This window comes from Dactylosporangium sp. NPDC049742, from assembly GCF_040674675.1.
Taxonomy (GTDB): Bacteria; Actinomycetota; Actinomycetes; order Mycobacteriales; family Micromonosporaceae; genus Dactylosporangium; species Dactylosporangium maewongense.
Window position 1 is genome coordinate 33976 of the sequence record NZ_JBFANF010000036.1, and the last position, 14525, is coordinate 48500.

Sequence of the window (14525 nt, forward strand, 5' to 3'; positions counted from 1 at the left end):
CGTGGGGCCTGCGCCGGCCGGTCTCGCGTCCCGAGTGCCGAGCGGTTCGCCGTTTCCGCCGGTGTACGACGGGCGCCCCGGACGGTTAGAAGGTGTGCTCCTGGGCCGGGAACACCCCGGAGCGCACCTCGTCGGCGAACGCCCGGGTCGCGTCGCCGAGCGCGCCGGCCAGGTCCGCGTACTGCTTGACGAACCGCGGCATCCGCCCGGTCCGCATCCCGGCCATGTCCTGCCAGACGAGAACCTGCGCGTCGGTGTCCCCGCCGGCGCCGATCCCGACCGTGGGGATCCGCAGCTCATGGGTGATCCGCTTGGCGACCTCGCCCGGCACCATCTCCAGGACCACCGCGAACGCGCCGGCCTCCGCGACCGCGTGCGCGTCCGCGACCACCTCGTCGGCGGCGTCCCCGCGGCCCTGCACCCGGTAGCCGCCGATGGTGTGCTCGCTCTGCGGCGTGAACCCGATGTGCGCCATCACCGGGATCCCGGCCCCGGTCAGCGCGGCGATCTGCGGCGCGACCCGCACGCCACCCTCCAGCTTGACGGCGTGACAGCCGCCCTCCTTCATGAACCGCACCGCGGTCCGCAGCGCCTGCGCCGGCCCTTCCTCGTACGAGCCGAACGGCAGGTCCCCGACGACCAGCGCCCGCCGCGTGGACCGGACCACGGCCCTGACGAGGGGCAGCAGCTCGTCCTCGGTGACCGACACCGTCGAGGCGTAGCCGTACACGTTGTTCGCGGCCGAGTCACCGACCAGCAGGACCGGGATGCCGGCCTCGTCGAAGATGCCCGCCGTGTACTGGTCGTACGACGTCAGCATCGGCCACCGCTCCCCGCGCTCCTTGGCGGCGAGCAGGTCCCTGGTGCGCACCCGGCGGTTGACGGCACCGCCGTACAGCGACTGAACCTCGGACATCACTGTCCTCCTTCGGGTTCCTCGAGGCCCCGTCGTGGGGTCCCCGGGCCTTACACCCCCGATGGTCGCACCGCACTCCACCTTCCGGCAGTACGGATGCTGAATCTCACTGTGCCCACCGGCCACCGCGGCGCGGCGGGTCGCGGCGCGGCGGGTCGCGGCGCGGATTCCCACCCGCACCGTTGACCTGCCCCGTCCCGCGGCGAGCGGAGACGGGAGCGTCAGGAGGGGTTCTCGCGGAAGCGGTTGGTGATGGGGAGGCGGCGGTCGCGGCCGAAGGCCTTGATGGAGATCTTCGTGCCGGGGGCGCTCTGGCGGCGCTTGTACTCGGCGAGGTCGACCATGCGCAGGGTGCGGTCGACCACGGCAGGGTCGTGGCCGGCGGCGATCAGGTCGTCGCGGCCGAGGTCGCCGTCGACGTACCCGGCGAGGATGGCGTCGAGGACCTCGTAGTCGGGGAGCGAGTCGCTGTCGAGCTGACCGGGGCGCAGCTCGGCGCTCGGCGGCTTCGTGATGGAGCGCTCGGGGATCGGCGGCACGTCGCCGCGGCGCTCGGCCTCCTCGTTACGCCAGCGGGCGAGCTTCCAGACCAGCGTCTTCGGCACGTCCTTCAGCGGGTTGAACGCGCCGACGGAGTCGCCGTACAAGGTGGAGTACCCGACCGCGAGTTCGCTCTTGTTGCCGGTGGTGAGGACGAGGGGGCCCTCCTGGTTGGAGATGGCCATCATGATGACGCCGCGGACGCGGGCCTGCAGGTTCTCCACGGCGAGGCCGGACAGTGCCATGTTGGCCAGGAAGCCGTCGACCATCGGCTGGATCGGCTCGACGCGGTAGTCCAGGCCGGTGCGGCGGGCCATGTCCTCGGCGTCGTCCTTGGAGTGCTGCGAGGAGTGGCCGCTCGGCAGCGACACCGCGGTGACGTTGGCCGGGCCGAGGGCGTCGCAGGCGATGGCGGTGACGACCGCCGAGTCGATGCCGCCGGAGAGGGCGACCGCGACGCCGCGGAAGCCGTTCTTGCGCACGTAGTCCCGCAGGCCGACGACGAGCGCCTGCCAGACCTCGGCCTCGTCGGTGACGCGGGCGGCGATCTCCGGGGCGGGCGCCGGCTGGTCGGCGGCCACCACGCTGTCGGAGATGAGGACGTTGACGACCCGCATCTCGGCGTCCTCGACGACGGGCGGGACCGGCTCCGCGGCCGGCAGGTCCAGGTCGAGCACCATGAGCTGCTCGGCGAACTGCGGCGCCCGGGCGATCAGCGACCCGTCGGGGCGCACGACCATCGAGTCGCCGTCGAAGACCAGCTCGTCCTGCGCGCCGACGGTGTTGACGTAGGCGATGGTCGCCCGCGCCTCCGCGGCCCGGCGGGCGACGAGCGCCAGGCGGGTGTCGTCCTTGTTCAGCTCGTACGGCGAGCCGTTGATGTTGACGACCAGGCCGACCTTCGCGGCCGCGGCGACCGCGAACGGGCCGCCCTCCTGCCACAGGTCCTCACAGATGGTGAGGGCGATGTCGACGCCGCCGACCCGGATGACGGTGAGGGTGTCGCCCGGCTCGAAGTAGCGGTCCTCGTCGAAGACGCCGTAGTTGGGCAGGTGGTGCTTGAAGTACGTGGCGACCTGCGTGCCGCGGTGCAGCACCGCGAGCGCGTTGCGCGGGCCGGCCTCGTCGGCGTCGAGGTAGCCGACGATGACGACGGTCTCGCCGAGGCCGTCGCCGGCGAGCTGGGCGGCGAGGTCGTCGACGGCCCGCTTGGAGGCGGCGACGAAGGACCGGCGGAACACGAGGTCCTCGACCGGATACCCGGTCAGCATCATCTCCGGGAACGCGACGACGTGTGCGCCCGCACCGGCGGCCTTGCTGGTCCAGCCGTGCACCAGGGACGAGTTGCCGGGCAGGTCCCCGACGGTCGGGTCGATCTGGGCGAGCGCGAGGCGCAACCGTGGCATGCCTCAAGTGTGGACCAACGCCGCACGGGGTGCTCCTGTGACGTTCACTCCAGTGCGGGGTGGGATGGGCAGGTCCGGTAACTTGGGCGTAACACCACCGGGCGAGACTTGCCCGAATCAGCCGATTACCGCAGCTCGTGGGGGAACCACCGTGGACCGTCAGCAGGAGTTCGTGCTCCGGACGCTCGAAGAGCGCGACATCCGCTTCGTGCGGCTATGGTTCACCGACGTGCTCGGCACGCTGAAGAGCGTGTCGGTCGCGCCGGCCGAGCTGGAGTCGGCGTTCGAGGAGGGCATCGGCTTCGACGGCTCGGCGATCGAGGGCTTCGCCCGCGTGTACGAGTCGGACATGGTCGCGAAGCCGGACCCGACGACGTTCCAGGTGTTCCCGTTCGAGGGTGGCATGTCGGGGGAGAGCGCCCGCATGTTCTGCGACATCACCCTGCCCGACGGCTCGCCGTCGTGGGCCGACCCGCGCCACGTGCTGCGCCGGGCCCTGTCGCGGGCGGCGGAGAAGGGCTTCACCTTCTACACCCACCCCGAGATCGAGTTCTTCCTGCTCGAGTCGCTGGGTGAGCACGGCTCGGTGCCGACCCCGGTCGACACCGGCGGCTACTTCGACCACACCACCCACGCCGTCGCCCGCGACTTCCGCCGCCAGGCGGTCCTCGCCCTGGAGCGGATCGGCATCTCGGTCGAGTTCAGCCACCACGAGGTCGCGCCCGGCCAGCAGGAGATCGACCTGCGGTATGCGGACGCGCTGACCACCGCCGACAACATCATGACCTTCCGGCACGTCATCAAGGAGGTCGCGCTCTCCCACGGGGTGCACGCCACCTTCATGCCGAAGCCGTTCACCGACCAGCCCGGCAGCGGCATGCACACGCACCTGTCCCTGTTCGAGGGCGAGCGCAACGCGTTCCACGACGCGAGCGACCCGATGAAGCTGTCGAAGGTCGGCCAGGCGTTCATCGCCGGCCTGCTGGTGCACGCGCGGGAGTACACCGCGATCACCAACCAGTGGGTCAACTCCTACAAGCGGCTCTTCCCGCAGTCGGTGCCGAACCGGATCACCGAGTCGCCGGCGTACGTCTGCTGGGGCCACACGAACCGGTCCGCCCTGGTCCGCGTCCCCGCCTACGGCAAGCCCAACTCGGCCCGCGTCGAGGTCCGCTCGCTGGACTCCGCCACGAACCCGTACCTCGCCTACGCCGTCATGCTCGGCGCCGGCATGCGCGGCATCGAGCAGGGCTACGAGCTGCCCCCGGGCGCCGAGGACGACGTGTGGGCCCTCACCGACGGCGAGCGCCGCGCCGCCGGCTACGAGTCGCTGCCGGAGAACCTGTCCCAGGCCGTCGACGCCATGGCCGGCTCGGAGCTGGTCGCCGAGGTCCTCGGCGAGCACGTCTTCGACTTCTTCCTGAAGAACAAGCGCACCGAGTGGGAAGAGTACCGCCGCGTCGTCACCCCGTTCGAGCGCGAGCGCTACCTCGGCATCATGTAGGTCCACGGCTGATCGACGGCGCGCCCCGGCTTCCCGGGCGCCCCCTCGTCGTCGCAGCCGGCATGCCGGGTAGACGCGTTCGACGGCCTGGCGGCCCCGGCGGGCCACGCGCAGGTACTCGTCCAGGAACTCCTGGGGCTCCACGCCGCCCAGGATCCTCGCCACCGCCGCCAGGTCGGGGCCCTGGCGGGGCAGCTGGTCGGTGGCCCGGCCACGGACCAGGGTCAGCAGGTTGCGGACGTGGGAGGCCTGCTCCCAGGCGGCGCGCAGCGCGGTCGCGTCCGCCGGGTCGACGAGGCCGGCGTCGGTGGCGGCGGCCAGGGCGTCCAGGGTGCGGGTGGTGCGCAGGGCGGGGACGGTCCGGCCGTGCAGGAGCTGCAGCAGCTGGACGGTCCACTCCACGTCGGCGAGCCCGCCGCGGCCGAGCTTCGTGTGGGTGGTGGGGTCGGCGCCGCGGGGCAGGCGTTCGGAGTCGACGCGGGCCTTCAGGCGGCGGATCTCGTGGATCTGGTCGCGGGTGAGGCCGCCGTCGGGGAAGCGCATCGCGTCGGCGAGCTCCAGGAAGCGTTCGCCGACGCCCGCGGAGCCGGCGACGTGGCGGGCGCGGAGCAGCGCCTGCGCCTCCCAGACCTTCGACCAGCGGGCGTAGTACTGCTGGTACGCGAAGAGGCTGCGCACCAGCGGGCCCTGGCGGCCTTCGGGGCGCAGGTCCGCGTCGACGCCGAGCGGCGGGTCCGGGGCGGGGCGGGCGAGGAGGCGGCGCAGGTCCTCGGCGACGGTGAGGGCGAGCCCGCTGGCCGCGTCGTCGGCCATGCCGGGTGGCGGCTCGTAGACGAAGAGGACGTCGGCGTCGGACGGGTAGCTGGTCTCCTCGCCGCCGAGCCGGCCCATCCCGATGATCGCGAACTCGAGGCCGCGGTCGGCAGCAGGCGCCGACGTGACGCCGAGGGTCGCGCGCAGCGTGGCGTCGATGACGGCGGACAGGGCCACGCCGACGGCGGAGACGTCGAGGAAGCCGAGCAGGTCGGCGCAGGCGATGCGGAAGAGCTCGCGGCGGCGCGAGGCGCGGACGGCGTTGATCGCGGTCTCGGGGTGGTCGTGGCGGGCCGCGGCGGCGGCGAACTGCGTCGCGAGCTGCGCGGCGGTGCGCGGGGCGAGCTCGGCGTCGTCGGCGAGCAGCCGCAGCGCCTCCGGGTCGTGGACGAGCAGCTCGGTGACGTAGCGGGACAGGGCGAGCAGCCGGGCCAGGCGCAGCGCGACCGGGCCCTCGTCGCGCAGGAGCCGCAGGTACCAGGGGGTGTTGCCGAGCTTGTCGGAGACCTGCCGGTAGGCCAGCAGCCCCCGGTCGGGCTCGGGGGCGTCGGCGAACTCGCTGAGCAGGACCGGCAGGAGCTGCCGCTGGATCGCCGCGGTGCGGGAGACGCCGCCGGTGAGGGCCTCGATGTGGCGCAGCGCCCCGGCCGGGTCGGCGAAGCCGAGCAGCTCCAGGCGGGCCTTGGCCGCGGTCGCGGTGAGCCGCAGCTGCTCGCTGGGGACCCTGGCGACCGCCTCCAGGAGCGGACGGTAGAGCAGTTTCGCGTGCAGCCGCCGTACCTCCTGCGCGTGCCGGACCCAGTCGGCCCGGAAGGACTCGACGGCGTCCCGCGCGGCGTTGGGACGGTAGCCGAGGGCGTGCGCGAGCCAGCGCAGCGCGGCAGGGTCGTCGGGCACCGTGTGGGTGCGCCGGAGGCGCTGCAGCTGGAGGCGGTGCTCGACGGTGCGCAGGAACCGGTACGCGCGCAGCAGCGCCTCACCGTCGGCGAGACCGACGTAGCCGCCCTCGATGAGGGCCCGCAGCCCGGCGATCGTGGTCGGGGTCCGCAGCGACTCGTCGGCGCGGCCGTGGACGAGCTGCAGCAGCTGCACCGCGAACTCGATGTCGCGCAGCCCGCCGGGGCCGCGCTTGATCTCGCGGTCGAGCTCGCTGCGCGGGATCTGCTCGATGATGCGCCGGCGCATCGCGCGGACCTCGTCGACGGCCTCGGGCCGCTCGGCGGCGGACCAGATCAGCGGCTGCAGCTCCGCCAGCCAGCGGGCGCCGAGCTCGAGGTCGCCGGCGGCGGGCCGGGCCTTCAGCAGCGCCTGGAACTCCCACGTCTTCGCCCACTTGCGGTAATACGCGAGATGCGAGGCGACGGTCCGCACCAGCGCCCCGCGGCTGCCTTCCGGGCGCAGGGCGGCGTCGACGGGCCAGGCGACGAAGCCGCAGATCTCCATCATCCCCGACGCGAGGGTGCTGCCGGCCCGCATCGCGACCTCGACGTCGGCGCCGCCGACCGGCTCGCAGACGAACACGACGTCGACGTCGCTGACGTAGTTGAGCTCCCGACCGCCGCACTTGCCCATCGCGACGACCGACAGCGTGCAGACGTCGGCGAAGGAGGGGTGCTCGACCTGGACGATCGCCAGGGCGGCCGCCAGCGTGGCGTCGGCGAGCTCCGTGAGGCGGCGCATCGTGACGTCGACGTCCGCGGCACCCGTCAGGTCGGCCGCGACGATGCGCAGCAGCTCCCGCCGGTACGAGCTGCGCAACGACGGCACGGTCGACACGTCGCGGGTCGTGAAGCCGGCGGGCCGCTTGTTCTGCTCGCCGATCAGCTCCTTCCACTCGTCGGGGTTGGCGACGAGCAGGTCGCCGAGGGTCGCGGACACGCCGAGCACCCCGATGAGCCGCTGCCGCAGCGACCGGTCGGTGAGGACGGCCGCGCGGACCTCGTCCCCGGCCGCCTCGACGAGCCGGTGCAGCTGGAACAGCGCCAGGTCGGGGTCGGCGGCGAAGTACAGCGTGTCGAGCAGCGTCGCGGCGTCGTCGTCGACGGGCCGGCGCGCCTCGGCGTCCCACAGCCGCAGCCCCTCGGGGCCGGCGAGCGCGGACGAGCGGGCGTCGTCGGTGAACCCGAACCGGGCGAGGTGGCCGGCGGGGGGCATCAGGCGGGCCCCAGCAGCGGCAGGGACCGCAGGCCGCCGTCGCCGCGGGGGGTGCGGCCCAGCGCGACGGCCGCGAACCGCTCCGCGAACGGCTGCCACACCTCGGCGACGTCCGGCAGCGCCTCCTCGACGCTCTCGAGCAGCTCGATCGGGTCGATGCCGAGCTCGCCCAGCGTGCCGACGCCGTCCATCGCCCACGCGGCGAACATCTCCAGGTCACACTCGATGTGGAACTGCAGGCCCCACGCGGACGGCCCGATCCGGAACGCCTGCACCGGGTAGTGGGTGGACGCGGCGAGCAGCGTCGCGGTGACGGGCAGCTCGACGATCTCGTCGCGGTGCCAGTGCAGCACGTCCGGGGCGAACGGCACCGCGGCGAACACCGGGTCGTTGTCGGCGACGTCCCGGCGGGCGACGAGCCGCACCCCGATCTCCGGGCCGGCGGCGCTGCGCTCGACCGTGCCGCCGTGCGCCTGCGCGAGCAGCTGCGCGCCGAGGCAGACCGCGAGGGTCGGCACCTTGTGCCGGACCGCCTTGCGCAGCAGGCCTTCCAGCTGGGCGAACCACGGCGCGTCCCGCTCCCCGTCCGGCCCTGGGAACGCGTCCTGCTCGCCGCCGAGCACGACCAGCGCGGCATACCCGTCCAGGTCGGCGGGCAGCTCCTCACCGGCGTGCGGGCGGACGACGGCCAGCTCCAGGCCGCCGCCGGTCAGCCAGCCGCCGAGACGCGCCAGGCCGTCGCTGGGGTCGTTCTCCACCACGAGCGCCACCCGTCCCCGCGGGGACCCTTCGATCGTCACGACCCGACAATAACGGCGTGCGAACGCTGCGACGCGGAGACGTGGTCGGACTGGTGTCACCGTCGGGCCCGACCAGGCCGGACCGGGTGGCCCGCGGCATCGAGCTGCTGTCGGGCTGGGGGCTCGAGGTCCGCGCGGGCCGGCACGTGTTCGACCGCAGCGGCTACCTGGCCGGGCACGACGCCGACCGGCTCAGCGACCTCAACGAGGCGTTCGAGGATCCCGAGATCCGCGCCGTCGTGTGTACGAGAGGCGGCTACGGCGCCCAACGCATCGTCGACGGGCTGCGGCTGGCGTCGCCGAAGCATCTCGTCGGGTTCTCCGACATCACCGCGTTGCAGCTCGCGGTGTGGCGGCGGGTCGGCTGGGCGAGCGTGCACGGGCCGGGCGGCGCGTGGTTCGACGACCGCCTGCCGGCCTCCTCGGCGGAGTCGTTGCGGGCCGCGCTGTTCACGTCGGGGCCGCTGCGGTCGTACCGGAGCGACGACGAGGAGACGAGCGCGGTGACGGTGCCCGGGCCGGTGGTCGGCGGGGTGCTGCTGGGCGGGAACCTCTCGATGCTGGCCAGCACGGCCGGCACCGCCGACATGCCGTCGTTCGCCGGGGCGATCATGGTGCTGGAGGACGTGGGTGAGGCGCCGTACCGGGTGGACCGGATGCTCACGCACCTGCGGCGGGCGGGCGCGTTCGAGGGCGTCGCGGGGGTGGCTGTGGGGCAGTTCACGGACTGCGTGGGCGCGGGGCCGACGGTCGTGGACGTGCTGCGCTCGTGCCTCGGCGGGCTGGGGGTGCCGGTGCTGGGCGGGCTGAGGATCGGGCACGGGGTCGGTCAGGAGACGGTGGTCCTGGGCGCCCGGGCCGAGCTGGACACGACCGTGGGTTGTCTCACGTCACGCGCCGACCAGTCTTTTGACTGATGGCGTGGCTGAGTTGCTGGGGCAGGATTGCGGCATGAGTGAGCTTCGCGAACGAATCATGTTGCAGGGTGAACTTGGCGCTCATGTCGTCGGGGAGCGAAGCGAGCCGGCGGCATGAGTTTCGTGACGACGGGGTTCGGGGGCAGGCGGCGTTCGCAGGAGCCTGACCTGCCGCCGGGGCAGTATCTCGCCCATGATTTCCCCGTGCTGTCCGCCGGGCCGACGCCGAAGCTGAGCACGGACCGGTGGGAGTTCGTGATCACCACCGAGACCGGGGCGCGGACGACGTGGACGTGGGCGGAGTTCACCGCGCTGCCGCACGAGGACGTCACCGTCGACATCCACTGCGTCACGAAGTGGTCGAAGCTGCAGACCGGCTGGCGGGGTGTCGCGATCGACACGCTGATGCAGGACGTCGAGTCGGCCGCCGACTTCGTGATGGCACACTCCTACGACGGCTACACCACCAACCTTCCCCTGGAGGACCTCCTCGACGGCCAGGCGTGGGTGGCCTACCGCTACGACGACGAGCCGCTCACCCCCGAGCACGGCGGCCCCGCGCGGCTGCTGGTCCCGCACCTGTACTTCTGGAAGTCCGCGAAGTGGGTGCACGGCCTGCGGCTGATGCTGGAGGACGAGCCGGGCTTCTGGGAGGCGGCCGGCTACCACGACTACGGAGACCCATGGCGCGAGCAGCGGTACCAGGGAGACTGACCTGGCGTAAGGCGACCCTGGTGGCGGCGCGCTGGGAGACTTCGTCGGCGCGGACCCTGGTCCTCGACGTGCCGGAATGGCCGGGGCACCTGCCGGGGCAGCACGTCGACCTGCGGCTGACGGCCGAGGACGGGTACACGGCACAGCGCAGCTACTCGATCGCGTCGGCGACGGGTGTCGCCGCGCCCGGTGGCGACGGGCTGGGAGCGGGTGGCGTGGAGATCACCGTCCAGCGGCTCGACGACGGCGAGGTCAGCCCGTTCCTCGCCGACGTCTACGACGTCGGCCAGCCCATCGAGCTGCGCGGGCCGATCGGCGGCTGGTTCGTGTGGCGGCACACCGACCCCGCCCCGGTCCAGCTGGTCGCGGGCGGCTCCGGCATCGTCCCGCTGATGGCGATGATCCGGTCCCGCGCGGCGCACGGCGTGCGGACCCCGTTCCGGCTGCTCTACTCGGTGCGCACCCCGCAGGACGTCATCTACGCCGACGAGCTGCGCGAGCGCGCCCGCGACGACCGCGGCCTCGACGTGCAGTTCATCTACACGAGGGTGCGCGGCTCCCGGATCGGCGTCGCCGACGTCAACACCCACGCCTGGCCGGCCGACTTCGCCCCCGCCGTCTTCGTCTGCGGCCCGACCGGCTTCGTGGAGACCGCCGCCGACGTCATGGTCGCCCTCGGCCACGACGCCAGAAGCATCCGGACCGAACGCTACGGCTGACGCCACCGGGGGAGCGTCCCGCCAGCCCGCCAGCCCGCCAGCCCGCCAGCCGGCGGCCCGCGGCGGCCGCAGGACGACGGCCTGGCGTGCTCCGGCCTCGTGATGCGCTTCGGCGGGCGGGCGGTACTGGTCGACCGGAGTGCTCGGTACACGCGAAACGGCGGCCACGCCGGCTGAGAGCCTGGCGTGACCGCCGTTTCGTGCGTCGGGCCGGAGCCTGTCCCCGCGGAGCTGGTCAGCGGGGACAGCGCCGGATCAGCGCGCTGACGTCAACTCACACGTCGTAGTACATCGCGAACTCGTGCGGGGTCGGGCGCAGGCGCACCGGGTCGACCTCGTTGGCGCGCTTGTAGGAGATCCAGGTGTCGATCAGGTCCTGGGTGAACACGCCGCCCTCGAGGAGGAAGCCGTGGTCGCCCTCGAGGGTGTCGAGGACCTCGTCGAGCGAGGCCGGGACCTGCCGGACGTTGGCGACCTCCTCCGGCGGGAGGTCGTAGAGGTCCTTGTCGATCGGGGCCGGCGGCTCGATCTTGTTCTTGATGCCGTCCAGGCCGGCCATCAGCATGGACGCGAAGGCCAGGTAGACGTTGGCCGACGGGTCCGGGACGCGGAACTCGACGCGCTTGGCCTTGGCGTTGGTGCCGGTGACCGGGATACGCGTGCACGCGGAGCGGTTGCGCTGCGAGTAGACCAGGTTGACCGGGGCCTCGTAGCCGGGGACCAGGCGGCGGTAGGAGTTGACCGTCGGGTTGGTGAAGGCCAGCAGCGACGGCGCGTGGTGCAGGAGGCCGCCGATGTACCAGCGGGCCGTGTCCGACAGGCCGCCGTAGCCGGCCTCGTCGTAGAACAGCGGCTCGCCACCCAGCCAGAGGGACTGGTGGGTGTGCATGCCGGAGCCGTTGTCGCCGAAGAGCGGCTTCGGCATGAAGGTCGCGGTCTTGCCGGCGGCCCAGGCGGTGTTCTTCACGATGTACTTGAAGAGCTGGAGCTGGTCGGCGGCCTGCAGCAGCGTGCCGAAGCGGTAGTTGATCTCCGCCTGGCCGGCGGTGCCGACCTCGTGGTGCGAGCGCTCGACGATGAAGCCGGCGCCGAGGAGGCGCTGGACGATCTGGTCACGCAGGTCGGCGTAGTGGTCGACCGGCGGGACCGGGAAGTAGCCACCCTTGTAGGCGGTCTTGTAGCCGCGGTTGCCGCCCGGCTCTTCCTTGCCGGAGTTCCACCAGCCCTCGACCGAGTCGATGTAGTAGTACGCCTGGTTCGCCGACGTCTCGTGCCGGATCGAGTCGAAGATGTAGAACTCGGCCTCGGGGCCGAAGTAGGCGGTGTCGGCGATGCCGCTCGACGCGAGGTACGCCTCGGCCTTCTTCGCCACGTTGCGCGGGTCACGCGAGTAGGCCTCACGCGTGAACGGGTCGTGGATGAAGAAGTTGAGCGCCAGGGTCTTCTCGATCCGGAACGGGTCGATGAAGGCGGACGTCGGGTCCGGCAGCAGCATCATGTCCGACTCGTGGATCGCCTGGAAGCCACGGATCGACGAACCGTCGAACGCGAGACCGTCGCTGAACACGCTCTCGTCGAACGCCTCGGCGGGGACATTGAAGTGCTGCATGACGCCCGGCAGGTCGCAGAAGCGAATGTCGACGAAGCGGACGCCCTCGTCCTTCACGTATCGCAGCAGCTCGTCAGAATTGGCGAACACTCGTCCTCCAGGTCGCAGGCAGTACCAGTCTCGTGGTGATCACTTCAGTGTGAAGGTGGCTGGTTGAGGGCGACCGTAGAACCGTGCGATTGCCCGGTCATGTCTCGATTGTTTCCACTGTGTTTCGCCACAGTCGTTTGACAAATCAGTGACAGGTGAGGCGCCCGGTAGGCTGGTCCGCCGTGGAGCTCACCGCCGCATCGCTGTCCAGGCGCTTCTGCGCCATCCTCGTCGACTGGCTGTTGTGCCTGGTCATCAGCAGGGCGTTCGCGGACCCGGTCGAGGCGCCGTGGCTCGCTCCCGGGCTGCTGCTGGTGGTGTACGGGCTGTTCGTCGGCTTCTTCGCCCAGACCCTCGGGATGCGGCTGCTGCGCATCCGGTGTGTGTCAATGACCACAGGCGGCCCGATCGGCGTGCCCAAGGCGATCCTGCGGGGCGCGTTGCTGCTGCTCTTCGTACCGGCGCTGATCATGGACAAGGACGGCCGGGGACTGCACGACAAAGCCGCCGGCTCCTGGGTCGTGAACACCCAGCCGGCGGCCTCGTAGGTCCCGCAGCGGACCGCTCAGCGGCCGCGCATCGCCTTGAACGCGCCCTTCGGGGGCTTCATGTTCTTCGGCATCGCGCCGCGCGGCATCTGCGGGCGCGCGGACAGGGCCGTGAGCCGCTTGTCGAGCGCGTTGACGTCCTTGCCGGTGATCGTGCGCGGCAGCCGGACCAGCGTGTTGCGCAGCTTCGCGAGGGGCAGCTGACCCTCCTCGTTGCCGATCACGAAGTCGCGCAGCTCCGCGTTGCCGATCACCTTCACCAGACGGCGGCGCTCCTGGTTGATCAGGCCGCGGACCCGGCTCGGGTTGCCCTCGCCGAGGAGGATCACGCCGGGCCGGCCGATGACCAGGTGCACCATGTCGAACTGCGTCGTGGAGACGATCGCGGGGGTGACCCGCCAGTCGCCGCGCATGTTCTCGATGATCGAGGCGGCCGCACCCGGCTGCCCCTCGGCCTCGCGCATCATGGCCTTCTGCGAGCGCAGGTTGAGCACGATGACGGTGCCCAGCAGCGCGGCGAGGACACCGATCGGCGCCCATACCCAGGACACCCCGAGCGCGATGGCCACGCCGACGGCGATGAGCGGCACGAGGACCACCACCAGGACCAGCGGAACGAAGAGCTTGTCCCGCTTGGCGGTGAACGAGAACACCATGCCGATCTGCTTGAGCCGAGTGAAGAAGGAGACCTTCTCCGGCTCCTGGGCCTTTGCCATACCCCCCACTCTAGTGGGCGACGCGCTCGCCTTCAGCGCCCGGCCGTCACGCCTTCAGCGCGCGGCTGTCCAGGGCCTGGCGGTAGAGGCGGCCGGCCCGGTAGGACGAGCGCACCAGGGGCCCGCTGAGCACGCCGGCGAAGCCGATCTGCTCGGCCTCCTCGCGCAGCTCCACGAACTCCTCGGGCTTGACCCAGCGCTCCACCGGGTGGTGCCGCGGCGTCGGCCGCAGGTACTGCGTGATCGTCACCAGCTCGCAGCCGGCGTCGTGCAGGTCGCGCAGCGCCTGGGTGACCTCGGCCCGCTCCTCGCCCATGCCGAGGATCAGGTTGGACTTGGTGACGAGGCCGGCGGTGCGGGCCTGCGTGATCACGTCGAGGGAGCGCTCGTAGCGGAACGCGGGACGGATCCGCTTGAAGATCCGCGGGACGGTCTCCACGTTGTGCGCGAGCACCTCGGGGCCGGCCTCGAAGACCTCGCCGAGCAGCTTCGGCTCGCCGTTGAAGTCGGGGATGAGCAGCTCCACGCCGCAGCCGTCGACCAGGCCGTGGATCTGCCGGACGGTCTCCGCGTAGAGCCACGCGCCGCCGTCGGGCAGGTCGTCGCGGGCGACACCGGTCACCGTCGCGTAGCGCAGGCCCATCGTCGCCACGGACTCGGCGACCCGGCGCGGCTCGTCGGCGTCGAACTCGGCGGGCTTGCCGGTGTCGATCTGGCAGAAGTCGCACCGGCGCGTGCACTGGTCGCCGCCGATGAGGAACGTCGCCTCGCGGTCTTCCCAGCACTCGTAGATGTTGGGACAGCCGGCCTCCTGGCACACCGTGTGGAGGCCCTCGCGTTGCACGAGGCCTCGCAGGTGCGTGTATTCAGGCCCCATCTTCGCGGAGACCTTGATCCACGGCGGCTTGCGCTCAATCGGCGTCTCCGCGTTTCGCGCTTCGATGCGCAGCAGACGACGGCCTTCCGGAACAACGGCGGTCACACGGGAAGCCTACGCCCGAGGCCTGCCCAGCCGCCGGGAACGCGATTGACGTCACGTCCGCGAGGCTCCCGATCCGTACACCCGGCAATCACGGAAC

11 protein-coding genes and 1 pseudogene are annotated in these 14525 nt (G+C 71.9%); 5 read left to right on the top strand and 7 right to left on the bottom strand.

Annotation, left to right across the window (positions count from 1 at the left end; all coding sequences use genetic code 11):
- Positions 1-85: 85 nt before the first annotated feature.
- Both panB and AB0J72_RS35280 read right to left on the bottom strand, forming a co-directional pair.
- A complete protein-coding gene (gene panB / locus AB0J72_RS35275) occupies positions 86-916 on the bottom strand; it encodes a 3-methyl-2-oxobutanoate hydroxymethyltransferase (protein WP_363406463.1) in 831 nt (276 codons plus the stop codon).
- Positions 917-1137: 221 nt separating this feature from the next.
- Positions 1138-2862 (bottom strand): NAD+ synthase, encoded by a 1725-nt coding sequence (locus AB0J72_RS35280; RefSeq protein ID WP_363406466.1) that lies wholly within the window; start codon positions 2860-2862, stop codon positions 1138-1140.
- Between the two features lie 151 nt (positions 2863-3013).
- On the opposite strand from AB0J72_RS35280, the gene glnA (AB0J72_RS35285) reads away from it, so the two are divergent.
- Entirely contained in the window at positions 3014-4366 is a 1353-nt protein-coding gene (gene glnA / locus AB0J72_RS35285) for a type I glutamate--ammonia ligase (protein WP_360569037.1), read from the top strand.
- A 69-nt stretch (positions 4367-4435) separates the two neighbouring features.
- On the opposite strand, the pseudogene AB0J72_RS35290 reads toward glnA (AB0J72_RS35285), so the two are convergent.
- Together AB0J72_RS35290 and AB0J72_RS35295 are read right to left on the bottom strand one after the other, a co-directional pair.
- Positions 4436-7333 (bottom strand): annotated as a pseudogene (locus AB0J72_RS35290) (bifunctional [glutamine synthetase] adenylyltransferase/[glutamine synthetase]-adenylyl-L-tyrosine phosphorylase); the annotation flags it as partial.
- Entirely contained in the window at positions 7333-8127 is a 795-nt protein-coding gene (locus AB0J72_RS35295) for a type 1 glutamine amidotransferase (protein WP_363406639.1), read from the bottom strand. The gene AB0J72_RS35295 and the pseudogene AB0J72_RS35290, both read right to left, overlap by 1 nt.
- A 23-nt stretch (positions 8128-8150) precedes the next feature.
- Here AB0J72_RS35295 and AB0J72_RS35300 point away from each other — a divergent pair, with 23 nt between their 5' ends.
- The 3 genes from AB0J72_RS35300 to AB0J72_RS35310 all read left to right on the top strand — a co-directional run bounded on the left by AB0J72_RS35300 (position 8151) and on the right by AB0J72_RS35310 (position 10483).
- Positions 8151-9050 (top strand): LD-carboxypeptidase, encoded by a 900-nt coding sequence (locus AB0J72_RS35300; RefSeq protein WP_363406469.1) that lies wholly within the window; start codon positions 8151-8153, stop codon positions 9048-9050.
- Between the two features lie 114 nt (positions 9051-9164).
- Positions 9165-9764 carry a sulfite oxidase-like oxidoreductase gene (locus tag AB0J72_RS35305; RefSeq protein ID WP_360569040.1) on the top strand — a complete coding sequence of 200 codons (600 nt, stop codon included), beginning with the start codon at positions 9165-9167 and terminating at the stop codon, positions 9762-9764.
- The gene (locus AB0J72_RS35310) at positions 9734-10483 is read left to right on the top strand and encodes a ferredoxin reductase (protein ID WP_363406473.1); all 750 of its coding nucleotides are present in this window, start codon (positions 9734-9736) and stop codon (positions 10481-10483) included. The genes AB0J72_RS35305 and AB0J72_RS35310 overlap by 31 nt, the downstream gene beginning before the upstream one ends.
- Before the next feature lie 274 nt (positions 10484-10757).
- Here the strand turns inward: AB0J72_RS35310 and glnA (AB0J72_RS35315) are convergent, their stop codons facing one another.
- On the bottom strand, positions 10758-12182 hold the full coding sequence (gene glnA / locus AB0J72_RS35315; RefSeq protein ID WP_344506227.1) for a type I glutamate--ammonia ligase: 1425 nt from the start codon (positions 12180-12182) through the stop codon (positions 10758-10760).
- A gap of 182 nt (positions 12183-12364) precedes the next feature.
- Between glnA (AB0J72_RS35315) and AB0J72_RS35320 the strand changes: the two genes are divergently transcribed.
- Positions 12365-12730: an RDD family protein gene (locus AB0J72_RS35320; RefSeq protein WP_363406476.1), complete on the top strand. Its 366-nt coding sequence runs from the start codon at positions 12365-12367 to the stop codon at positions 12728-12730.
- A gap of 17 nt (positions 12731-12747) precedes the next feature.
- Here the strand turns inward: AB0J72_RS35320 and AB0J72_RS35325 are convergent, their stop codons facing one another.
- Together AB0J72_RS35325 and lipA are read right to left on the bottom strand one after the other, a co-directional pair.
- A complete protein-coding gene (locus tag AB0J72_RS35325) occupies positions 12748-13446 on the bottom strand; it encodes a DUF4191 domain-containing protein (protein ID WP_363406479.1) in 699 nt (232 codons plus the stop codon).
- Between the two features lie 46 nt (positions 13447-13492).
- A complete protein-coding gene (lipA, locus tag AB0J72_RS35330) occupies positions 13493-14428 on the bottom strand; it encodes a lipoyl synthase (protein WP_344506230.1) in 936 nt (311 codons plus the stop codon).
- Between the last annotated feature and the right edge of the window lie 97 nt (positions 14429-14525).